General features: G+C 39.3%; 19 protein-coding genes. 11 read left to right on the forward strand and 8 right to left on the reverse strand.

What is annotated here, in order from left to right:
* Positions 1-38: 38 nt before the first annotated feature.
* On the reverse strand, positions 39-2,453 hold the full coding sequence (locus tag AAH582_RS19945; RefSeq protein ID WP_343319930.1) for an alpha-ketoacid dehydrogenase subunit alpha/beta: 2,415 nt from the start codon (positions 2,451-2,453) through the stop codon (positions 39-41).
* 227 nt (positions 2,454-2,680) lie between these two features.
* Here AAH582_RS19945 and AAH582_RS19950 point away from each other — a divergent pair, with 227 nt between their 5' ends.
* Genes AAH582_RS19950 through AAH582_RS19960 form a run of 3 tightly spaced genes read left to right on the forward strand, consistent with a single transcriptional unit; the run spans position 2,681 to position 5,164 of the window.
* The gene (locus AAH582_RS19950; RefSeq protein WP_343319932.1) at positions 2,681-3,871 is read left to right on the forward strand and encodes a DEAD/DEAH box helicase; all 1,191 of its coding nucleotides are present in this window, start codon (positions 2,681-2,683) and stop codon (positions 3,869-3,871) included.
* 52 nt (positions 3,872-3,923) lie between these two features.
* Positions 3,924-4,670, forward strand: a complete 747-nt coding sequence (locus tag AAH582_RS19955) for a hypothetical protein (protein WP_046671829.1) — start codon at positions 3,924-3,926, stop codon at positions 4,668-4,670.
* 38 nt (positions 4,671-4,708) lie between these two features.
* Positions 4,709-5,164 carry an NUDIX domain-containing protein gene (locus tag AAH582_RS19960; protein WP_046671830.1) on the forward strand — a complete coding sequence of 152 codons (456 nt, stop codon included), beginning with the start codon at positions 4,709-4,711 and terminating at the stop codon, positions 5,162-5,164.
* Between the two features lie 296 nt (positions 5,165-5,460).
* Here AAH582_RS19960 and AAH582_RS19965 read toward each other — a convergent pair whose 3' ends face one another.
* Positions 5,461-6,174 carry a class I SAM-dependent methyltransferase gene (locus AAH582_RS19965; RefSeq protein WP_343319938.1) on the reverse strand — a complete coding sequence of 238 codons (714 nt, stop codon included), beginning with the start codon at positions 6,172-6,174 and terminating at the stop codon, positions 5,461-5,463.
* Between the two features lie 140 nt (positions 6,175-6,314).
* On the opposite strand from AAH582_RS19965, the gene AAH582_RS19970 reads away from it, so the two are divergent.
* Positions 6,315-7,226, forward strand: coding sequence for a LysR family transcriptional regulator (locus AAH582_RS19970; protein WP_343319940.1), 912 nt, complete (start codon positions 6,315-6,317; stop codon positions 7,224-7,226).
* An 81-nt stretch (positions 7,227-7,307) separates the two neighbouring features.
* Here AAH582_RS19970 and AAH582_RS19975 read toward each other — a convergent pair whose 3' ends face one another.
* Complete coding sequence (locus AAH582_RS19975; protein WP_343319942.1) at positions 7,308-9,824, reverse strand: TonB-dependent receptor; 2,517 nt, start codon at positions 9,822-9,824, stop codon at positions 7,308-7,310.
* Between the two features lie 225 nt (positions 9,825-10,049).
* Here AAH582_RS19975 and AAH582_RS19980 point away from each other — a divergent pair, with 225 nt between their 5' ends.
* A complete protein-coding gene (locus AAH582_RS19980) occupies positions 10,050-11,186 on the forward strand; it encodes a serine hydrolase domain-containing protein (RefSeq protein ID WP_046671838.1) in 1,137 nt (378 codons plus the stop codon).
* A gap of 172 nt (positions 11,187-11,358) precedes the next feature.
* Here AAH582_RS19980 and AAH582_RS19985 read toward each other — a convergent pair whose 3' ends face one another.
* Together AAH582_RS19985 and AAH582_RS19990 are read right to left on the reverse strand one after the other, a co-directional pair.
* Entirely contained in the window at positions 11,359-11,883 is a 525-nt protein-coding gene (locus AAH582_RS19985; protein WP_046671580.1) for a glutathione peroxidase, read from the reverse strand.
* Positions 11,884-11,894: 11 nt separating this feature from the next.
* Positions 11,895-12,761 carry an N-acetylglucosamine kinase gene (locus AAH582_RS19990; protein ID WP_046671579.1) on the reverse strand — a complete coding sequence of 289 codons (867 nt, stop codon included), beginning with the start codon at positions 12,759-12,761 and terminating at the stop codon, positions 11,895-11,897.
* Positions 12,762-13,097: 336 nt separating this feature from the next.
* Between AAH582_RS19990 and AAH582_RS19995 the strand changes: the two genes are divergently transcribed.
* Positions 13,098-14,843, forward strand: coding sequence for a M61 family metallopeptidase (locus AAH582_RS19995; RefSeq protein WP_343319946.1), 1,746 nt, complete (start codon positions 13,098-13,100; stop codon positions 14,841-14,843).
* 51 nt (positions 14,844-14,894) lie between these two features.
* Here AAH582_RS19995 and AAH582_RS20000 read toward each other — a convergent pair whose 3' ends face one another.
* Positions 14,895-15,395 (reverse strand): hypothetical protein, encoded by a 501-nt coding sequence (locus AAH582_RS20000; protein ID WP_046671741.1) that lies wholly within the window; start codon positions 15,393-15,395, stop codon positions 14,895-14,897.
* Between the two features lie 261 nt (positions 15,396-15,656).
* Between AAH582_RS20000 and AAH582_RS20005 the strand changes: the two genes are divergently transcribed.
* Positions 15,657-17,423, forward strand: coding sequence for an AMP-dependent synthetase/ligase (locus AAH582_RS20005; protein ID WP_343319948.1), 1,767 nt, complete (start codon positions 15,657-15,659; stop codon positions 17,421-17,423).
* A gap of 36 nt (positions 17,424-17,459) precedes the next feature.
* Positions 17,460-18,464 (forward strand): YihY/virulence factor BrkB family protein, encoded by a 1,005-nt coding sequence (locus tag AAH582_RS20010; protein ID WP_343319949.1) that lies wholly within the window; start codon positions 17,460-17,462, stop codon positions 18,462-18,464.
* Positions 18,465-18,466: 2 nt separating this feature from the next.
* Here the strand turns inward: AAH582_RS20010 and AAH582_RS20015 are convergent, their stop codons facing one another.
* Positions 18,467-19,153: a hypothetical protein gene (locus tag AAH582_RS20015; protein ID WP_343319952.1), complete on the reverse strand. Its 687-nt coding sequence runs from the start codon at positions 19,151-19,153 to the stop codon at positions 18,467-18,469.
* 63 nt (positions 19,154-19,216) lie between these two features.
* Positions 19,217-19,828: a WbqC family protein gene (locus tag AAH582_RS20020; protein ID WP_070566052.1), complete on the reverse strand. Its 612-nt coding sequence runs from the start codon at positions 19,826-19,828 to the stop codon at positions 19,217-19,219.
* An 87-nt stretch (positions 19,829-19,915) separates the two neighbouring features.
* Between AAH582_RS20020 and AAH582_RS20025 the strand changes: the two genes are divergently transcribed.
* The 3 genes from AAH582_RS20025 to ligA all read left to right on the forward strand — a co-directional run bounded on the left by AAH582_RS20025 (position 19,916) and on the right by ligA (position 23,954).
* Positions 19,916-20,782 carry a lysophospholipid acyltransferase family protein gene (locus tag AAH582_RS20025; RefSeq protein WP_046671746.1) on the forward strand — a complete coding sequence of 289 codons (867 nt, stop codon included), beginning with the start codon at positions 19,916-19,918 and terminating at the stop codon, positions 20,780-20,782.
* A complete protein-coding gene (locus AAH582_RS20030) occupies positions 20,779-21,810 on the forward strand; it encodes a glycosyltransferase family 2 protein (RefSeq protein WP_046671747.1) in 1,032 nt (343 codons plus the stop codon). Before AAH582_RS20025 ends, AAH582_RS20030 begins: the two co-directional genes overlap by 4 nt.
* Positions 21,811-21,929: 119 nt before the next feature.
* On the forward strand, positions 21,930-23,954 hold the full coding sequence (gene ligA, locus AAH582_RS20035) for an NAD-dependent DNA ligase LigA (protein WP_046671748.1): 2,025 nt from the start codon (positions 21,930-21,932) through the stop codon (positions 23,952-23,954).
* Positions 23,955-23,986 lie beyond the last annotated feature (32 nt).

The raw sequence follows: 23,986 nt of genomic DNA on the forward strand, positions 1-23,986 counted from the left end.
GAATATTTAGCTTAGTAAAGCAAAAAGATATCCATCTATTAAAACATAGATGGATATTTTTCTGGATTAGCTTCATGCATAATTGCATACACTGTCTCGACAACATCATCAGAAGATGGCTTCGAGAAATAATCCCCATCGGAGCCATATGGCGGGCGATGTGCTTTTGCAGTCAGTGTTCTCGGCTGACTATCCAATAGATAGTAGCCATTTTGCTTCTCTAATATCTCTTGTAAGATGAAAGCTGAAGCCCCACCGGGCACATCCTCATCCACAATAAGTAGTTTATTTGTTTTCTTAAGCGATTCGGCACAAAGTTTTCCTTTGTCAAAAGGCTGCAATGTTTGTGCATCAATAATTTCGATGAATATCCCCAAACGTTCCAATTCCACGGCCGCTTCTTCAACAACACGTAAAGTTGACCCATAGGATACCACCGTGATATCCCGCCCCTCTTTCACACATTCGGCATAACCGATTGGCACCGTAAATTCACCAACATTTTCTGGTAGACGCTCTTTTAGACGATACCCATTCAGACATTCGACAACGATAGCAGGTTCGTCAGAGCGGAACAACGTATTGTACATACCTGCTGCCTGGGTCATATTACGCGGCACACATACATGCAGACCTCTCAAAGATCCTAAAATTACCGACATGGGCGATCCGGAATGCCATATACCTTCCAATCGATGGCCACGTGTACGAATAATTAATGGTGCTTTCTGACCTGCAAAGGTGCGATAACTCAAACTTGCCAAATCATCACTTGCTACTGTAATGCCATAAATTAAGTAATCCAGGTATTGAATCTCAGCAATTGGGCGAAGTCCACGGATTGCCAAACCTAGTCCTTTTCCTATAATTGAATTCTCCCGAATACCAGTATCAAATACACGATGCACACCCAGCTTTTCTTGTAAACCCGCAAAACCTTGGTTCACATCCCCAATCTTACCGACATCCTCCCCAAACGCCAATAATCGTTCGTCACGTCGGAAGTTCTGTTCAAAACATAGATTCAAGACCTCACGTCCGTCGACCACTTTAGCTTCTTCACTGTAGACGGCAGGTACGACCGTCACATGAGCAGGTGAATCTACACCATCTGTAAATAATTTTGAATTATACCGTTTCTCATTCAGTTCCTGCTTCTCTTTGTACCAATTTAATAATTGCTGGCGCCCATCGCTATGCTGACCTTTAAGCTCATGCAATACCTTGCGAACCTGGCCATAAACTTCTTTCAAAGAAGGCTCAACCATCGATTGCAATTTCTTTGACGCAAAATCAGCCCGCTCATTTGGAATACCCTGAAGTAAATCAATAGCTTCCCGAGCTTCGATGCCCAACGTTTTAATATAATCGGCCCAAGCTCGTTTTTGTTCTTGACGAACATGGTCTTTAGCATGTTGATCCAATTGATCCAATTCTTCTGTGGTAGCAATACCAGAACTTACGATCCATTCTTTCATTTTCGCGATACAATCGAAGTCAGTCTCCCATTGCAGTCTTTCTTGCGATTTATACCGCTCGTGTGAACCTGAAGAAGAATGCCCTTGAGGTTGCGTCAACTCGGTCACATGAATCAAACATGGAATATGTTTCTCGCGAGCAATACGAGCGGCCTGTTCGTAGGTTTCACATAAGCCCGCATAATCCCATCCTCTCACTTTGAATATCTCGATTCCGTTTGTCAGATCTTCCTTCTGAAAACCTTTGAGGACTTCGGAGATATCTCCTTTTGTTGTTTGAATTTCATTAGGCACAGATATCCCATACCCATCATCCCAAATGGAAATCACTGTCGGAATCTGGTGAACTCCTACGGCGTTAATGACTTCAAAAAATACGCCTTCAGAAGTAGCTGCATTTCCGATAGTGCAGAATGCAACTTCATTTCCTTTATTTGAAAAATAAGATAGATAGTCTAAATTTCTATTCTGTTTATACAACTTAGAAGCCAGGCCCAAGCCCAGCAATCTGGCCATCTGACCGCCAGTGGTCGAAATATCTGAAAACGAGTTTTTCTGAACCATTTGATCCAACCAGTTACCTTGGTCGTCCACAACACGCGTGGCAAAATGGCAGTTCATTTGCCTTCCTGCAGAAGAAGGATCTGCCTCAACATCGGGATGGGCATATAATTGAGAGAAAAAATGGTAGACATCACTGATGCCAGAAGCAAATATAAATGTTTGGTCACGGTAATATCCCGACCGCCAGTCCCCATTTCTGAAAACTTTAGCCATCGCGATTTGTGCCAATTCTTTTCCATCGCCAAAAATACCAAACTTAGCCTTACCTGTAAGCACTTCTTTACGTCCCAATAAACTCACGTAACGACTTTCTAAGGCAGTTCGATAATCATTCACAATAATCTTTTTGAACTCGTCAAAGCTCAAAGTGGAAATAGATTCATTGTTTTGGTCAAATGCAGTATCAAACATATTCTTTTTTGTTTCAACAAATTTAACAAAAATATTATTCTATATAATTGGTGTTTATCAAATAAATTGATAATCAATAATTCAGATTTGAAATAGAATATTCTAATTTCTCAAATTAGTACTTTTTGACAAAAAATCCTAATTTTTACAGATTTTTAATTCCAATCAGCAGGCAAAAACACCATTGTCCTTTTTAATTTTTATTTTTGGGTTTTACATTCATTATTTTGAATTTTTCAGCACTTAAACTCGATAAAATCCTTATCGCTAATCTTGAAAAACAAAAGCTTTCTTCGCTTACACCTATTCAAGAAATAGCTATCCCCGCCATTTTAGAAGGTAGAGACTGTTTGGCTATTGCCCCAACCGGCACGGGAAAAACGGAGGCTTTCGCCGTCCCTATTATTCAGCGCTTACGAACCAAGATTATCCCAGATCACTTATCGGTCCTTATACTCCTTCCTACACGCGAACTTTGTATACAGACCAAACAGCGCTTATCGGCGCTTATCGATGGAATGGAGTTGACTATCGCCAGCTTCTATGGTGGCGGAACTTATGAAAGTCAACTCGACGTTTATCCGAAAGCCCAGATGGTCCTTGCGACTCCAGGACGTTTGCTGGATTTTATTGAACAAGGCATTATCGATCTAAAAACGATAGATATCCTGGTGATCGATGAATTCGATCAATTGTTAGATCTCGGTTTCACGAAAGAAATCAATAAAATCATCAGCACATTGCCTGCTGAGAGACAAACCATTTTCAGTTCAGCTACGAAAACCCCTGAAATCGAAAAAATTGTTCGAAAAAGATTAAATACCCCTGTTGAGATCAACTTAGAAACAACAGCCAAAAAGGATCAAATAGAAGAATCTGTCCTCTATGTTGATAAAAATGATAAAAAGACCCTTCTGCGTTATCTCCTTGAAAACCGTATTGCACAGCAAGTAATCGTTTTCACGCGAACAGTTCATGCTGTCGAACGCATCGCAACAGATTTAGATCGAAATGGCATTTCTTGCTCGGCATTATATGGCGATATAGCACAGCAAAAACGAGAAGAGATTATTGCTAAATTCAGACAAAAAGAGGTACGTGTATTAATTGCGACGGACCTTTTGGCTCGAGGGGTAGATTTTCCGAACCTAGAAGCTATCATCAACTACGAAATTCCGGATTCCGACGAGCTCTATACGCATCGAATCGGTCGAACAGGTCGTTCGGAAGCAGAGGGAAAAGCATTTACCTTTTGCGATGCGGAGGACAATGAAAAGTGGATAAAATTACAGTTATCCTTAAAACGGCAAATTAAAATTGACGATCAACATCCTTATTTATTGAGCTGGGAGAAAATGCGTTCTAGCAGCCAAAACAATCAACGAAAAGGCGGTTCGAAATCAAGAAAACGTCGTTAATTAATAAATATTCTTTTACTTTTACCAGCAAATCAAAAAATCACAATCCGAGATGAGTACAATACATTTATTTGACGATAGCAACAATGCGAATGATAATCGTTTGGGAGACCTGGAAAAAACGATTATAATAAATAGCCTGATGGAAGTTCCCTTTGAAGAGCGGGATGAAGAGTGGCGTGATATTTTTCTGGCTAATATTGCTGAATGCACCTTAAAATTAGCAGAAACAGAAGTGGTTGTTGGTCCTGATGGGTTCCCCTATTTTCAACTCGAAAGTGTTCCGAAAGATCAGAACTTTCAGGCCTTTGTCATTAAAAATCGGCTGAAGGATTACGTGTTGCCAAAAGGTTTTGGTATTGCTATCAATACACAAAATGAAAACCCCGACTGGGTATTCACCTACGGCGACTTAGTTAACTACTTTTTAAACGGAGAGTTTTATACAGATGATAGTGTTTTCTCAAAGAAAAATGAACAAACGATTATCGGTCAAGATGAAGAAATATTAGTGGGGCAACCTGCCGAGACCATTCTTCCACAGGCTGTCCGCAACCAATTACGTGAATTTTTGGATTATTATGGCGTAAAGAATGCAAAGGTGATGCTCATTGCGCGTAATTATAAAGATGAAGAAAATGCTTCACAAGATTTGGCATTCAATATCGCTGCGAACCAATTCAGGACTGAAAAAGAATTCACCAACATCATGGAAGCAATTGGCTGGTTTCTTCCGAGACATTATTCTTATATCGGATTGGATGAATTTGCAGTAGACAATGGTTTTATGCCACTGTAAAAGACAGAAACTAAAATATATACAAACATAATTAATCCATGTTTCCATTTAACGTAAGAGTGTACGGAATATTGATCAATGAAAATCAAGAGGTATTGATCAGCGACGAAAGAACGGAAAATGTTTCATTTACCAAATTCCCTGGTGGGGGCTTAGAATACGGGGAAGGCTTATTGGATGCTTTGATCCGGGAGTATCAGGAAGAATGTGCTTTTGACATTGCTGTGGTTAAACATATTTACACCACAGACTTTTATGAGAAATCAAGTTTTAACGATAGCCAAATCATATCGATTTACTATCAGGTCAAGAATACCTCAGCTATTCAGATCAGAACGACTACCAAAGCCTTTGACTTCGATCCTGATCAGAAACCTGAAGATAACAAGCTTCAGTCTTTTCGATGGGTACCGATTGAATCGGTGTTAACGGAAGATTTGACCTTCAAAACAGATCAGATCGCCTGGGAAGAATTCTTAAAAACGGTCAAATAATAATAATTTTTCAATTTTCATCATTTTTATTTGTATTTAAAAAATAAAGACATATCTTTACGTAAACCAATGGAAATACTTGATTTTTTTAAAGTATTGACCTTAATAATTACATTTTATTATTTATTTGACATCTCGCATGTGACGAGGAATAAAAGTAGAGGAGCGTGGGATGAGACATACATTGGTTTATTGAATTTGTAAATTCCTAGTCCTATAGGTTTTTTAATAGTTAGTGTGATTTTATGGCGATACTCCCCGTATCGCCTTATTTATTTTACACTTTTTTCCAGCCCCTATTTGAATCCCATATAAGAAGCAAAACAAAGGTTTTTATGTAAAACATCAACATTTTTAAAGCCAACTTGTGTCAATAAGTTGAGTTGATAAATCAGCGATCTTGGTGTATCTTCGTGTTCAATATAGTCAAAAACATGATCACGGTACTGTTCATCCTTCAGGCTAGTTAAGTATTCACCATATTTTTCTCTATAAATTAATTTTTGAAGCTGTTCATTATTTTGCTCAATCAAATCAAAAATCCACACACTTCCCCCGGTTCTCAATAAGCGGAACAGCTTGCCAAACGCATTTTCCCAATCTTTATCATCTCGAAGATGATGTAAAACGGATGTTGCGATGATGACGTCAAATTTGTCTTCTTCCAAAGCAGCCGTACGAAAGTCGCCTTTAATCAAATGAATCTCTCCGTTGGTCAATTTTCCAACGCGTTCCTTTGCCCTATTTAACATGGGCTGGCTCAAGTCCAACAGACTAACATTTGGATTAGACTCCAATTTTTGCAATAGTTTTACGTCGTAATTGCCAGCCCCACATCCAATATCCAATATATTTTGAGCGTCTGGATAAAGACTGACAATGGCGTCCGTAATTAGCTCCATGTTCCATACCGCATCCAATGTGGTTGCTTGACCGGTTTCTAAATTTGAGAACCGTTCGACATCATTGTCAAACCGTGTTTCAATCTCCTGTAGTGTAGCTTTGTTCATCTGTAAATTATTATTTTCTAGAGTTCAGATAGATTCCCCTGCGCAGCAGTATCGTAGACTGTCTGGCCGGGCGTATTTCATCCATTAATTTTTAATAATTTAAAGGTAGGACTAACTGGAATTCATTAAAAATATTTATTTTGTCATCAATTCATACCAAAAAAGTATCGATGGAAATCCGACATCTCATTTATTTCAAAACAGTAGCCGAAGAGCTTCATTTTGGCCGAGCAGCAGAACGCTTATTTATGTCCCAGCCCCCATTAAGCCGGCAGATTAAAGATCTAGAAGACGAATTGGGTGTTATTCTTTTCTTCCGGACCAACAAACGCGTCGAGCTAACTGAAGCAGGTAAATACTTTTTGGAGGAAGTGGTAGAGATTCTGCAGAACATAGAGCACAGCAAAACGATCACCAAACAGATTCACAACAATATCTCTGGAGAATTCAAACTGGGCTATATCAGTTCAACACCAAAAAAGATGCTTGCCACAGTATTGAAGCAAATTCAACACAAATTTCCATACTTACGGGTTAGTCTTTTTGAAACTTCGACACAGAAGCAAAAGCTGGCGTTGGAAAATGGAAAATTGGATCTAGGCATCATGCGCGCTCCAATTTATTCAAATGAATTGCTGACCACTCCTCTTTTCGAAGACCCTATGGTGATTGTAGGTCATTCACAGGTGGAATTTAATGCGATCAACTTTTTTAATGAAAGTTTCATTTCTTTCAATCAGAAATACGCCTCCGAATATCACCGGCTTGTTATTAATACCTGTAATCGCATGGGCTTCGAACCTAAGATTGTACACCAGAGCAATTCGATGTCTTCCATTCTTGAGTTGGTGTCACAAGGTTTGGGCCTGGCAGTCGTCCCCTATTCCACCATCAAACAATACCCGCATTTAAACCTAAAAATCATGAAGCTTGAGGATATGGATAGCAAAACAGAAGTGATCCTGGTCTCTAATATAAAAAGTAAAAACAGTGCATTAGGCGAATTTATAGCCTGTATCCAGAAAGAGTATATTGATTTCAATGCGTCCTAAAGGGGCATCTATTGAAATTCCAGCATAAAAAAAGGAGTCAGCATGTTGCTGACTCCTTTTTTTATGGATCGAAGAGCAATATTACCTCTTCTCGAATTTATAAGCCAATGTTGCCATAAAACTACGCGGTGGAATCGGATTCACACTATAGTTTTCATGGATATAATAATTAAACGCGTTGGTAATATTGGATAATTTACCCAAAATACTCCAGTTTTTATAAGCATAACCAGCGGAGAAATCTATGGTCGTAAATGGACTAACGGAGATCAGACGATTGAGACCATCGCGTACATTGATCTTAGTATTATTCCAACCTGCATTACGTCGACCTGTATAAAATGCGGAAAAACCTAATTTCAGTCCCTTAACTGTCCCATTTTGAATGGTATAAAACACGGTTCCATTAGCCGTATGTGCTGTGGTTCCTACCAGACGTACATTTTCTTCGTTTCCAGAAATTTCAGTCACTTTCTCCTTACCATCAACGATGGTTGTATAACTTGAAATCGGATTAGTTTCGGTATAACGCATATAATTGTAGGAATAACCTGCAATTACATTCAGTCCTGGAAGTAAGGTTCCAGTAACATCAACTTCCAATCCGCTTGAAGCCGTCTTTCCAGAAAATTCTTTCATATTTGCATCGCTATTGCTTGTTCCATTCGGAAGCACCAATAACTGTTGGGCAAAGCGATTGTTGTTAATTCTATACCAAGCAACATTTGCGGATAACCTACCGCTGAAAAAGTCATTTTTCACACCGGCCTCATACTGATCGATGATGGAGGGAGCCATCGGTTGGTAATTCACATCATATCCCGAATTCGATGTAAAGTTATTCGCATAAGTGACATAGACACTTGATGAGCGGATCGGCTGATAGATCAATCCAAATTTAGGCGACCATGCTTTATCCACTTTTGCTCCAATCGGATTTTTTTGACCATCTAGATTAATAATCTCTTCCGATTGATTCGTCGCATAAGTATACTTCTCCGAATTCGGTGTACGCTGATACGTGTAGCGAATACCAGCCAACACTTTAAATTGTTCAGTAACTTCTATTAGGTCCTGAAAAAATACGCCATAACGGAAGATATCCGTCGTTGTTTTGGTCAATAAATCCGCTTGTGGCATATCTGTCCGAAGTCCATTTCCCGAAGCCAAATGCTGCGCAGTTTGCGAGGGATTAAAGACATAAATAGAATCGTATACACCGCCCACATTTTTAGAGGCATCAATTTTATAGGCATACGCATTTGAATGCGACTGATCGGCATCTGCTCCCACCAAGATCTTATGCTTGATCGCCCCTGTTTTTACAGTTCCTGTTAGATTCAATTGCTGATTGGCTGTAAACTCATTTGATTTGGATCGGGTTAAATTCCGTGGAGCAATTCCATTTTTATTCGCTTGAATCCGATCTGATCCATAGTAATCACGATCGTAGGTTTGGTAACTTGCTATTGCGTTTAAATTCCATGAATCATTAAACTTATGGTTCAAATTGATCTGCCCGTTTGAGGTATTTGTTCTGTTGAAAGCAAAAGGCACATTCATAAAAGTGTTTCTTCCAACTTCATTATTCAACTTACCATCCACGGTCCCCATTCCAAAGTCCGGCGTAAAATCACTTTTTAAGTAATCGAATGTAAAGTTGAGATCAGTTTTATCGGATATTTTATATAAAACAGAAGGATTTACATATGTACGTTTTGATGTGACCTGATCCCTAAAGCTACCCGCTTTTTCATAAGTTCCGATAACCCGGAATGCAACCTTATTGGAGATTGGACCATACACATCTACTGTTGGTTTATAAAAGTCATAACTTCCTACACGCATTGACGCTTCGCCTCCATAATAAAATTTAGGCTTTTTCGTCACTAGGTTTACAACGGCCCCACCAGACACACCGCCATACAACAAAGCAGAACTTCCTTTTAAAATCTCGACAGATTCTAAGGTGCTCGCCTCAATCGAACCTCCATTATTGGTTCGCGCGCCATTCTTAAATATATTATTCCCGCCTAAGCTATAGCCCCTTGCGTAAAAATTTTCGTTGACCCCACCACGGTTCGCTCCCATCGCGACACCGTTTGCATTTTTTAGCGCGTCGCTCAGGCGATTAACCTGTTGATCCGCAATTACCTGTTCGTTTATAATTTGTACACTCTGCGGCAAATCCCGGTCGATAATCCCTGCTTTACCCACATTCACTGTTTTGCTATTGTGCGAGTTGTAGCCCACGACTTCCACTTGTTCCAATTGAGATTCAGAAATATTCAAAGCAACATTCACGGCCGTCGCCTTTCCATTTTTAACCTCTATAGTACGCTCCTCGACTCCATTTCCGATACTTTTGATCCGAATAGTATAGGTTCCATCCGGAAGATTAGAGAAATGGAAGCTTCCATCACCTGAAGTCGAAGTAGACCTGCCTAAAGAAACTATGGTTACTGTAGCCGATTCAATTGGTGCACCATCTTTGGTTTTAACACGGCCATGTATCCCCTTACTTTGCGCCGATGCGTCCAAATGAATTGCTCCTACCAATCCTAGACTTAAAACAAGTCCTAGAAAAGTTCTTTTCATGTTAATAAATTGTGAGTTCGTAAAAATTATTTGTCGGCGCAAACATACGATATTATTTTATTGTTTAGAATAGTTTTAAATAAAAATAGTTTGTTGCGCTACTAAAGCATGATTGAGCTGTATAGCAACTATGATATGCTGCACGGATTCATTGTAATTATTTCTATTATTCATCAGTATTTCCTTACATTTATACCAGAACTAACATCCCAACTAATCAATCCAATGAGAAAGTATAAGCTCCTACGCGCCGTCTTTATTTTTCTATTCGTTCCCACAGTTTTGCTGGGCCAGCACACACAGGTTGATCATGATCTTACAGAAATTATGCGTCGCTATAATGCCGTAGGGCTCAGTGTGGTCGTCGTCAAAAACAATAAAATTGAGTATCACAAAAATTATGGTTACAAAAACTTGGAATCCAAAACCCCTCTCGGAGAAAATGACCTCTTTCGGATTGCTTCGATTTCAAAGTCATTCACCGCAACATCATTGATGCAATTAATAGCGGATGGCCGATGCAAACTCGACGACGACTTCGGGGATTTGATAGGTTTCCCAATCAGAAATCCGAATTTTCCAGGCAAAAAAATCACCGTCCGGATGATCCTTTCCCATACCTCCAGTGTCAATGATAAAAACGGTTACTTCAATCTAGATGTCATCAATCCATCCAAGAACCCCAATTGGAAAGATTCCTACAATCTTTATGAACCAGGCACACAATACCAATATTGTAATCTCAATTTTAATATGGCAGGAGCTGTTCTGGAGAAACTGACCAATACACGCGTCGACAGCTATATTGTTAACCATATCCTCAAACCGCTCAACCTATATGGTGGTTATTGTATCGACTCTTTGGACCAAAGAAGATTTGTTCCTTTATATTCCTTTGATGCTAAAGGTACACCGCATGAAGAACCCAGTGCCTATAATCCACGTCGGGAGGAACTCAATCAGTACATCTTGGGCTATAGCACTCCTGTGCTTTCTCCGACAGGTGGAATGAAAATATCGGCCTTAGATTTGGCTAAATACATGATGATGCATATGAATTACGGCCATAGTCAGGGAAAAAACATCATCCCTAAAAAGTATGCGAAGATTATGCAGACCGCTGTAAATAAAGAATCGGGTTATGGATTAGCTTTGATGAATAATTCTAAAATTATACCGGGGATTACTTTGACAGGCCATACGGGATCGGCTTACGGGCTTTATAGCGCACTATTTTTCAACCCTGCAAAGAAATATGGCTTTATTGTTATTACAAACGGCTGCAATATTCCCGACAGCGATGATTTCAACCCTTTGCTTAAAGACTGCATTGGCGCCCTGTACGATGCTTACATTGAATAGACAACGGCTTTCATCAAATAGGTAACAGTTTAATAAATAAACAAAAGCCAAACCCATCAAATCGAACCTTGTCCCTGAGGTTTACGGCAAAGCCTGAGGCCTTCGGATCAACTAGACAATAACAAAATAAAAAAGCTGCATATTTTGCAGCTTTTTTATTTTGTTATTTTTACTATTTCTTGTTTTCCACCCAGTTTACAATGGCCGGGTCCAGTGGATTCGTCGCGGAACGGAAACGATGGACAAGTTTGCCGTTCTCATCAATCAAAAACTTTTCAAAGTTCCATTTGATATCACCTTTAAAATCTGGGTTCTCCTGAGCGGTCAAATACTTAAACAAGGGTGAAATTTGATCTCCTTTTACATCGACCTTTTCGGCCATTAGAAAATCAACACCATAATTTTGTTCACAAAACTCTTGAATCTGCGCATTTGAACCAGGTTCCTGTTGTCCAAAATTATTTGCCGGAAAGCCAATAATGACGAGCTTATCACCAAAGGTTTTATGCAATTCCTCCAGATCTTTGTACTGTTTTGTAAAACCACATTTCGAGGCTGTATTCACGATCAATATTTTCTTTCCCTTGAAATCGGACATTTTCACTTCTTGCCCTTCAAGTGTCGTAAACTTAAAATCATAAAAGCTGGGATTGCCAAATAACATTGACATATACACCATAATAGTTGCAATAATCATATTTAATTAGTTTAAAGACTTAACAATGAATTACTTTCTCTTTCCAATACCGCATCAAAAAGCTCGTTGATAGGAGATTTTAAAATGGTCCCTACCTGTATCTGATGTGCTTCACAGACTTCCCGCAAAATTAAATCAAAACTATACGCAATAGACCCCACAAAGTGACATGCATATTTATTATAGTCGGGATAGGTCAAAATTGAAGCTTGAACAAATTCCTCAAATCCACTCTTTACCAGATCAATAATAAAAGGATGGGTAATATTATCGGACATGAACGGCGCAAAAGATGCTAAGAAAGCATTTGGACGTTCTTTTTGATAAACATTTTTGATGACAATCTCTTTATTGATTCTGTATTTGTTCGCAAATTTTTCGTTCAGATCTTTCGGCATACGGCCATATAAGAAAAGTCTGACGAGATTTTTTCCAAAATATGCCCCTGAGCCCTCATCACCTAATACATAGCCATTTCCATTATGCGAGGGCATTAGCTCCTCCCCGTCAAAAAAACTCAAATCAGACCCCGTTCCTAATGTCGCTACATACCCTTTTTTATTACCACAGGTCGCTAAGGCACTACCAAAAAGATCGTTCTCAACAGAAATGTAAGCGTTTTCGAACAAGGGTGTCAATGCATTTGAAACCATTTCCCGACGATCGGGCGTAATGCATCCCGCACCAAAAAAATACAACTCGGTAACTTCATCGGCATAGGGAATAATTTCGGGTATCTCCTTAATAACGCGTGTGATTTCCTTTTCATTCACAAAAAAAGGATTGAGTCCATTTGTACTGAATGAGATAGGTGCACTATCTGGCAACTCCAACTTCCAGTCCGACTTTGAAGAGCCGCTATCAACAACTAAAATCATACAAATTCTTGATTATTTTCCCCCTATAAACTACTGTATCAAACTTAGCAAAAATTCTGATAAAAAACAGATTTTTTGCTTCATCTCCCTAGACCAATTAAAACGGGCATTTCATCCAAATCAGCAATTTTGCCATCGATTTATGCCTCATTTCTTAAATAAATTTATGTATATTGGAGGATACTATCAGCTTGTTCCTGTCATCGTTCTTTTTCTACTAAAAGAACGATGACAGGAACAAGCTGATTCATAATTGTAGAACCAACAATCTATTTTTTTGTTTGGTTAAGCGTACGATACTTTTAATTTTGTAAGCTCATATTAAAATCATCTTTCATGGACAGTGACCATTTCAATATACCCGAAATACATTTTGAGGTATCATTTTCAGAAGTACAAGCTCATTATATTGAAGTAAAAATGAGCATCGCAAAGCTCAACCAGCCTTATGTCGATCTAAAAATGCCGGTCTGGTCCCCTGGATCTTATTTAATTCGTGAATATGCTAAAAACGTAGAACGATTCCGATCATTTGACAAAACAGGCAATACAGTTGCCCACCAGAAAATTTCAAAGAACACCTGGCGGATACCCACAGAATCTTTGGATCAAATCGAAGTAATATACGCTGTATACGGTTTTGAAGTTTCTGTGCGTACCAACTTTTTTGATAGTGACCATGCATTTATCGTCCCTACGGCAACTTTCTTTCATATCGATGGTCGTATAGACAATCCTTCGACAGTCAGCATTGCACTAAAAGATTCTTGGGCAAGTATATCAACTGGGCTCGAACAAATTGAAGAACATAAGTTTTATGCACCAAATTTTGACGTATTATACGATACGCCCATCGAAGCCGGTAACCAGGATGTCTGGAAATTTCAAGCGGCCGGTGTCGAGCATGAATGCGCCATGGTCGGAGGTGGAAGTTATGATAAAGAACGCCTGACGAAAGATATCACACGTATCGTCGAAGAAGAAACCCGCATCTGGGGTTCGAACCCCAATGAGCGATACGTCATTATTACCCACAATTACCAAGCTGGAGGTGGAGGCCTAGAACATCTCAATTCAACAGTATTGGGAGCGTCGAGGAATGCGTATTTAAATGAGACAAGCTACAAAAACTATTTGAGTCTCGTTGCACATGAATATTTTCACCTGTGGAATGTCAAGCGCTTACGTCCAAAAGCTTTAGGACCGTTTAATTACGATGGCGAGAACTATACCACAGGCCTCTGGATCATGGAAGGATTCACTTCGTATTATGATAATTTAATTATTAAACGCTGTGGATTTTATGATGAAAAAGAGTACCTCGCTTTGCTAGCTAACGATTTCAATATTGTATTGAACCGGCCGGGGCATGCGATACAGTCTGCCGCAGCCTCAAGTTTCGATACCTGGATTAAATATTATAGGCCTGATGAAAATTCGATGAATTCAGGAATTTCCTATTACAACAAGGGGGCAATGCTGACAGCATTGTTGGATATTAAAATTATCGCTGCTACAGAAGGTAGACTAAAATTGGATGATGTTATCCGTGAGGCTTATGAGGAGTTCTACCTAAAACTTGATCGCGGATTTGAAGAAAATGAATTGAGAAGCCTTGCTGAACGCATCGCAGGCACATCATTGGACGACATTTTCAATGCTGCCCATCAGGACGGAGAACTGGATTATAACGATTATTTTAATCTCGTTGGTTATGAAATTGTGGATACCAATATTGATAACAACACATTGACACTCGGCATTACGACCAACAAAGTGGACGGGTTAATTTCGGTAGCAACAGTGGAAAAAGGCTCTGGTGCGTATGACTCCGGATTGAATGTAAAAGACGAACTGATTGCAATTAATAATAACAGGCTCGACGTGAAAGACAAGGAAATTGATTTCATTGTTCAACATGCCAAAGAGGGTGAAACATTAAACTTCCTGGTGGCACGAGATGGTTTAGTGCGTGAAATCCCTGTTCAGATCAGAAAGAGCAATAAAAAGATATACGAAATCCGTCCGCTCAAAGAACAAACCTTTCTACAGGAATTGCTGGGTAAAATCTGGATGGCTTAACACGGAAGTAGTAGCATTAAAAAAGAAAAGCGGAGATCCCGCTTTTCTTTTTTAAAATTTATATCTTACTGAAAAACCGATCGGATCAAACAATTTGATACTGGATTCGTTTAGGAAATCGAAATAAGGTTTTACATCCAATGAGATTTGAAACGGAGCCTGCGGAATATTATATTCAATACCGACGATACCGTCAATACTCAGGTTAAGCTGTGAGTCAAATGAATGGCGCTGACCATCGATAATTTTGTCTTTCTCTTTATAAGAGCCTACGCTACCACCGAAACCATAATACCAATTGAATCCTCCAGTTAATGGTTTATAGATTTCATATAAGCCAACAACGCGGAAACGACGGAAGTCAGAATTGCTCTGAATGCTCATAATACCTTCCAATGCGTGGTCCGGGTTAAGCGTATGACGATACGTAATTCCCTGAGCAGACCCAAATCGTCCACCAATAGCACCCCTATTGTCCAACTGAGCCATAGCTCGATTGGATAATGCTCCAAACATCAGCATTCCACCGACAGCCAAAAATATTTTTTTCATAAAAATCGTACGCTTTTTTTTGCTTTACATTTTCCCAAACATAGATAAATTGCTTTTTATATGCAATATAATTGCAGTGCACATAAAACTATTTACCGGAACTTCCCCTACGAAGGACCTTTTCTATAGGGTAAATATCCATTACAGCTATAACGAAACAATGTTTAATTTGTTATGACAATAATCCCAAATTATCCAACTTTATTTCTGTATATTTAGGTCAATACAGCATGTAGTAGTAACCAAATAAATTCAAGTGATATGGGCAGAATTTTTGACTTTATAACCTTATATAAAGAAAAATACGCAAAGGACATCATGGTGGCAGGGCGAGATGGAAGTGGCCAGTGGAGGACGTATTCGACCAAAGAGTACACCGACGCGATTGACACCTTAAGCAGGGCGTTACTGAAACTAGGTCTCAAAAAAGGTGATCGGGTCGGAATCATGTCCGGCAACCGCCCCGAATGGAATTTAGTTGATTTTGCCTGCAATCAAATCGGTCTCGCAACTGTTCCCCTCTATCCCACTTTATCCGCACAGGACCTTTCGTTTATCGTCAATGACTCGGATGTCAATGTACTCTTTGTCAGCAATAGCGAATTGACAAACCGTATTGAACAAGCGATCAGGGAGCACGGTATACACCCACAACTGTATACATTTGATGCCATTGAAGATTATACCCAGCTAAAAACATTCATCGAAACAGCAAAAGATGACTCAACTGATCTAGCTCCGCTTCGTGATGCAGTCACAGAAGACGATCTGTTAACTTTAATCTACACCTCGGGTACAACAGGACGTCCCAAAGGCGTCTATCTCTCGCACAAAAACGTGTATAGCAACGTCTTGGCCTGCAACCACCTGATCCGGTCAGATTTCAAAACAGCACTAAGCTTTCTTCCTTTATGCCATATTTTTGAACGCATGGTGGTGTATATGTACTATTCGAAAGGAATCCAGATCTATTTTTCGGAAACCTTAGACAATGTTGTCGCCGACATCAACGATGTCAAACCCGATGTGTTTACCACCGTACCCCGAGTCCTGGAAAAAGTATACGATAAGATTATTGAAAAAGGGAAAGCCTTAATGGGATTAAAAAAGAAAATTTTCTTCTGGGCTGTTGATCTAGGGTTAAAATTTCAGGAACCTGAACATAATGGCCCTTTTTACAATATCAAACTTGCGATCGCTAGAAAACTCATATTTTCCAAATGGCAAGAAGCTCTTGGCGGAAATATTAAAATTATCGTGTCAGGTGGTGCAGCTCTTCAAGAGCGACTCGCACGTGTATTCTGGGCTGCTGGACTTAAAGTACTTGAGGGATATGGGCTGACTGAAACATCTCCTGTTATTGCCGTAAACTCCTATCTACCGCATGGATTGAAATTTGGGACGGTGGGCAAACCACTGAAAAATTTGGAAGTTAAAATTGCTTCAGATGGTGAAATCCTTGTGAAAGGTCCCAGCATCACGACAGGTTATTATAAAAATGAAGAAGCCACGAAAGAAGCTTTTGACGATCATGGTTTTTTCAAGACAGGCGATATTGGAGAAATTACATCCGATGGTTTCCTTAAAATAACCGATCGAAAAAAGGAAATGTTTAAGACAGCAGGTGGTAAATATATCGCGCCCCAATCCATTGAAAACAAACTCATGGAATCTACCTTAATCGGACAAGTCATGGTTTTCGGAGAAAATAGAAAATTTCCTGGAGCGTTGATTGTTCCTGCATTCGATGTGCTGTCCAAATGGGCAAACCAAAAAGGTATTTCCAGCGGTTCAAACGAAGAAATCATCAAAAATCCGGAAGTAATCCAAAAATATCAAGAAGAAATTAACCGATTATCTACTAATTTTGGACATTGGGAAATTGTCAAGAAATTTATTCTTCTTCCAAAGGAATGGACAATAAACGACGGTCAATTGACGCCAAAATTGAGTTTAAAACGAAAAATTATTTTAAAAGAGAACGAAGCTGTAATCGATAAATTGTATCAGGAACAAAACCAAGAGTAACAATTTGCACGATTATTGGAGCTGATTATCGTACTTATGAAGCACGTTAAACTACGAGATTTATTTACACTCGCTTACTGGAAAAGTATTTGGCATGTCCTAGTTGATGCCTTTAACGGATTCAATGATGACAAATGTATGAAGAAGAGCGCTTCATTGGCTTATTATACCGTCTTCTCTATCGGTCCACTTCTTATGATTGTGATCTGGTGTATCGGATTCTTCTATGGAGAACATCTTCAAAGTGGATCTTCGGCGCAGGATCAGGTATTGGAGGAAGTCATGGTTCTTTTTGGACAGGATGTGACTATGCAGATCCAGTCTTATCTTCAAAAGATAACTTTCGAGAATAAATCCAATATGGGGATCACGATAGGTATCGTTACATTGATCCTGTCTTCCACAACCTTATTCGTTGATATACAAGATTCAATAAACAATATCTGGAAAGTAAAACCTAAACCAAAAAAGGGATGGCTAAAATTAATCATCAACAGGTTGATCTCTTTTTCCATCGTGATCGCCTTGGGCTTTTTACTTATTGCCTCGCTCATGATTAACGGAGTTATCGTTGCCGTAACCAATTTAGTCATGACCTATTTCCCTTTCATTCCGATTGCACTAATTTCATGGGTCAATACAGGTATCACATTTTCGGTTATTGTCATTTTATTTGGCTTTATCTTTTCCTTTCTTCCCGATGCCAAAGTAAAATTCAGAGACATGCTTGGCGGAGCCATTTTTACGGGTTCACTTTTCATGTTAGGCAGGTACGGCATTTCAATTTATCTGAACCTTTCCTCCACAGCAAGTTTCTACGGCGCTGCGGGCTCTATTATAGTCATGTTGTTATGGATCTACTATTCGGCTGCAATATTGTATTTTGGGGCAGAATTCACCAAGTTTTATGCCATTAAATTTGGTGCAGGCATTGTACCTTCCACATTTGCGGTAGCGGTTGAACAGACGGAAAAAGTTAAAAAAACAGGAAGCGACGCCGAAGCACATGTTGGAGACACCATTCAGGTCTTAAAACAATAAATTTATTTTTTGTCTTTTTTACCACTGATGGAACCGTCTATACCGATGACGTCAATGACTTTGTCTCCAATCTGCGTGATATCGGATTTTAAACCGATCATGACGGTAAAAATATTAACAGGCCTATCCTGTATCTTCCTAAAATTATGGAGATAACCAAGCTCGATCCCTAAAAAGAAGCCATTAAATTTGTAATCTGCGCCAGCCCCCAATTTACTGGAGAAATTCAGGTGATTTTTATTCTCCATCTTGACGAGCTTTTGATCTGCCAGCACACGCGCTCTCGGCTCACTCGCCAGACCAACGCCAGGCCCAGCAAAACCGTAGATATTCAGTCTACGCATCTGTTTCCTGATCCCACCCGAGAATGAAAAAGTATAGAAATTCGTATTGGCATCTTCTATGCGGTATTCGAAATCGGGATCAATTAAGGGTTGTTTGTACTTAAATGAAAGTGTATAAAGCGTGGGGGATACAAAAAACATTGAATTTTTCAGGGATATATCTAAACCAATACTACCCGAAAACTTTGGCGAAAGTATATCTTTGGTTTTCCCGATCGGAAAACCCATTCCCGTTGTACCCCAATAGTAAACTTTTCGATAATGTATCGTATCAACGCCGCCCTGAGCCCGTATAGAGCTCCAACACAAAGAAAGAAGGAGAAAAGTAAAAAAGAATTGTTTCATTTAAATGCGTTCAATATTGAATAACAACAATATTAAACGCATTTTGTTCAAAAAATCGTCCGACTATAGATAACTTTTTGATTGCGGCCCTTGGTTGAACAACAAATCGATAATACTCAAATCTGGGTAAAATCCATTTTTATCAGAGAAAACCTGATAATATTCTTTTGGATCAGGCCATATACTTTCTTTTTTGGGATGTATAAGGTTGCGGAAATCGATCGCTTCTAACGGCTCGGCCACATACGCTTCTGTAAACCCTATTGTTCGTTTAAGTTTGATTGATTTTAGAATAAGCTCCAGCTGGGCCACATTAAAATCGACAAGATAGTCATATTTACCTTCGTAAAACCGTATAAAATCATCTTCATAATACTCAAAATATGCAGAACTCCGGTAAGCGGTCTGTATACTTAACCAGTGTAAACGTTGCCAGTTAAATTCATAACTTATCCGAATATCTTTCATGGGAACTCGTTCTTTATTGCCATGTTGAATGGGCACGATCAAATCCTGCACACCATTTGCTGAAGCAATGCGTGCTCGCGTACGATAGCTCTGCTTTTGAAAATGCTCGTATTTCTCGATGAACAAAGGAAGATTATGCTCTTGTATTGTATGAAAATAAGATATTGGTGGAAGATAACATGCCGGAAGTAATAACTGCGATTCCATAAAAACTGATGATTTTTGTTATAAGTGACGCAAAAATAACTTAAATTAAGGATATTTGTAAAGAACACTGGGAATTTTAGCTATAGCATGAAACAAAAAGCGTTAAACGCATTAATCTATATCATCTCTCTTCTCCCCTATTGGTTTCTATATTTGATCTCCGATGGGCTTTATTACATACTCTACTATATGATTGGATATAGGAAGAATATTGTATTTCAAAACTTAAAGAATGCTTTTCCAGAAAAAACGGATAAAGAACGCCTGGTTATTGCCAAAAAGTTTTACCGTTTTTTCCCGGATCTCCTTGTCGAATCGATCAAATTGAAAACGATTACGGCTGAGGAAGTCAAGAAAAAGATGACTTTGGAAGATGTAGAAGAATTGACGAGACACCTCGAGGCAGGCAAAAACGTAATCGGGGTGACTTCACATTATGCCAATTGGGAGCTTGGTATTCACCGTTTGAGTTTAATCACAAACTTCCCTACACTGATAGTATACAAACCACTCAACAACAAAGACATTGACACGGTGTACAATGACATGCGGGGACGGTTTGGCGCTGAAATGGTACCAATGAAACAAATACTCCGTCATATCGTCAAGTTGAAGGGCCAGCCCAATATCAGTATACTCGTTGCCGATCAAACACCACTGTATTCGGATTCCGATTATTTTATTAATTGGCTAAATCAGGAAACATTGGTCTATACAGGAGCCGAAAGACTTTCTAGAATAAGTAAAGCACCTGTGGTCTATTGTTATATCGGAAGAAAGCCCAAAAGAGGGCAGTATTTCTGTAAATTCGTTACTTTAATCGAAGATCCAAGTGGCTTTGGCGAGCATGAAATTACCGATATACACAATCAATTTGCTGAACAGCTTATTCGTGAAAACCCAGAATATTGGTTATGGTCACATAATCGCTGGAAAAGAAAACGTAGAAAATGAGTAAATTACCCAAAGTAGCTGTCGTTATCCTCAATTGGAATGGTCGATTTTTCCTAGAAAAATTTTTGCCATCCGTATATAATAGTTCGTATCCGAATGTCGAATTTGTCATTGGAGACAATGCCTCCGATGATGATTCAATTTCATTTGTGAAACAGTACTATCCGACGATTACTATACTTGAAAATGATAAAAACTATGGCTTCGCAGGAGGTTATAACAAAATACTGCAGCGTGTAGATGCTGATTACTATGTACTCCTCAATTCGGATGTCGAAGTGAGCCAAAACTGGATTGAACCCGTGATTGAATACTTGGAAAGAAACCCTTCCCTCGCAGCAGCACAGCCTAAAATCCGTTCATTTCATGACAAGCAGAAGTTTGAACATGCCGGAGCCGCCGGTGGCTATCTGGATTACTTTGGCTTTCCTTTCTGCAAAGGGAGAATCCTACATGAAGTAGAAGATGATGCGGGACAGTACGATAAGGAATCCGAGATCTTTTGGGCATCTGGAGCTGCGCTTTTTATTCGCTCAAAAGCCTGGAAGGAAGCAGATGGCCTTGATGAAGATTTCTTTGCCCATATGGAGGAAATCGACCTGTGTTGGCGATTAAAGAAAATGGGCTACGGCATAGGCTATTGCCCTAAATCTGTTGTTTATCATGTTGGTGGAGGAACCCTCAATGCAAGTAATCCCAAAAAGACTTACCTCAATTTTAGGAATAATATGGTCATGCTGCAAAAAAACCTACCGTTAGGCAAAGCCATATGGATTATTTTCATCAGGCTTTGGTTTGACTTTGCTGCCCTTGCTAAGTTTCTGATCGACAGAAAACCTAAGGATGCTTGGGCAATCAGTCGTGCGCATCAGTATTTCTTCTTGAATATTTTCAAAAATGCTAAAAAACGAAAAAAATACAAGGCGAAAGAAAATACAAAAGGGCATTACACAAAATCAATTATCATTGATTTTTACACAAATAACAAACATAAATTTTCACAGCTAAATCCAGAGGATTTTAAATAGCATATTATTTTCCCAAAACACAAAATGCAGAAAACCGCATTTTAAAAATAAAGCAGTCATTACAACAAGATTCTTTATTTATTTTATTTAAACGTACTTTTTATTTGTAATTTTGCAAAATGTTGGTGATGGATATTGAAAAAAAGATAAAAGACTTAACGGCAGAGCTCAACCATTATAACTATCAATACTATGTATTGGCGAACAGTGTTATTTCGGACTACGACTTCGACCTTAAATTAAAGGAACTCGAAGCGCTGGAAGCTCAATATCCCAACTTTGCCGACCCCAACTCCCCGACACAGCGTATTGGTGGGGATATTACCTCCCGATTTCAAACGGAAAAACACCGCTGGCCGATGCTTTCATTGGGCAACACGTACAGTCAGGCGGAACTACTCGACTTCGACCAACGGATCCGCAAAATCATCGGCGATCAGTTTGAGTATGTTTGTGAATTAAAATTTGATGGTTTATCGATCAGTCTGACGTATGAAAATGGCCTACTAAGTAAAGCCGTTACACGCGGTGATGGCACACAAGGCGATGTTGTCACAAACAATGTGAAAACAATTCGTTCTATCCCGATCAAACTCAAAGAAGGCGATTATCCAGATCAATTCGAAATACGAGGTGAAATATTTATGCACAAATCAGCTTTTCTTCGACTGAATAAGGAACGAGCCGATAATGAAGAGCAAACCTATGCCAACCCAAGAAATTTCGCTTCTGGAACCATTAAACTTCAAGATTCTGCTGAAGTTGCCAAACGCCCATTGGACTGTTTCCTTTACTTTTTGTACTGCGACAACAGAACAAATCTATTTCACGATCATTGGAATAGCTTAAACCATGTCAAAGACTGGGGATTCCACGTCAGCGAGCATAGCAGAAAATGCAGCACATTAACCGATGTTTTTGCATTTATTGACTATTGGGATGTCGAACGTCATAACCTAGGATATGAAATTGATGGAATCGTTATTAAAGTAAATGATTATGCACAACAGGAAGAGCTTGGCTTTACGGCCAAAAATCCACGTTGGGCAATATCCTATAAATTCAAAGCCGAGCGTGTAGAAACCATTCTTAACTCGATTAGTTATCAAGTTGGACGTACCGGCGCCGTTACACCTGTTGCCAACCTTCAACCTGTACAACTGGCAGGCACAACGGTAAAGCGCGCGTCCTTACACAATGCAAATGAAATCGCACGTCTCGATCTACACGAACATGACACTGTCTTTGTGGAAAAAGGGGGCGAAATTATCCCTAAAATAATCGGGGTAAACCTCGACAAAAGGTTATCGGGATCGACAAGTTTTGTCTACCCGACTTCCTGTCCGGAATGCGGCGCAGCACTTATACGGCAAGAAGGGGAAGCAGTACACTACTGCCCGAATGAAACCGGATGCCCGCCGCAAATTGTTGGCAAAATGCAGCATTTTATCGGACGAAAAATGATGGATATCGAAGGAATGGGAGACGAGACCGTGGATACTTTCTTCAAAAAAGGTTTGTTACACAACATCGTTGACATCTATGGTCTCAAAGACCATCAGGATGATCTACAACAACTGGAACGTTTCGGTCAAAAATCAATCGATAACATGCTCAACGGCATTGAAAAATCCAAAGAAAAACCTTTTGAAAAAGTTTTATTTTCGCTTGGAATACGTCATGTCGGCGAGACGATTGCAAAAAAATTAGCCCAGCATTTCAAAAATATTGATGCACTAGCGCAAGCCTCAACAGAGGAAATCGAAGGAGTACAAGATATTGGACGTCGCATTGCGGAGAGTGTCAAAGAATATTTAGACAATCCAATTCATCAACAACAGATTGTCGCGCTGCGAAATTATGGCTTAAATTTCGAAATTGAGGAAAAGGAGATCATCCTGGCGAGCAATTCACTTGAAGGGAAAACTTTTCTGATTTCCGGTGTATTTGCAGACCATTCACGTGAAGAGCTGGCAGCAGTAATTGAAAGCAACGGCGGAAAGATGTTATCTTCTATTTCTGCCAAACTAAGCTACCTCGTGGCAGGAGATAAAATGGGACCGTCCAAACTAGCGAAGGCTGAAAAATTGGGTATCCCGATGATTAATGATCAAGAACTATTAGAACTCATTAATCCCAAGTAAGTTTTTTTAATTAAATTTATATAAATACAAAA

It is taken from the genome of Sphingobacterium multivorum, assembly GCF_039511225.1.
GTDB lineage: Bacteria > Bacteroidota > Bacteroidia > Sphingobacteriales > Sphingobacteriaceae > Sphingobacterium.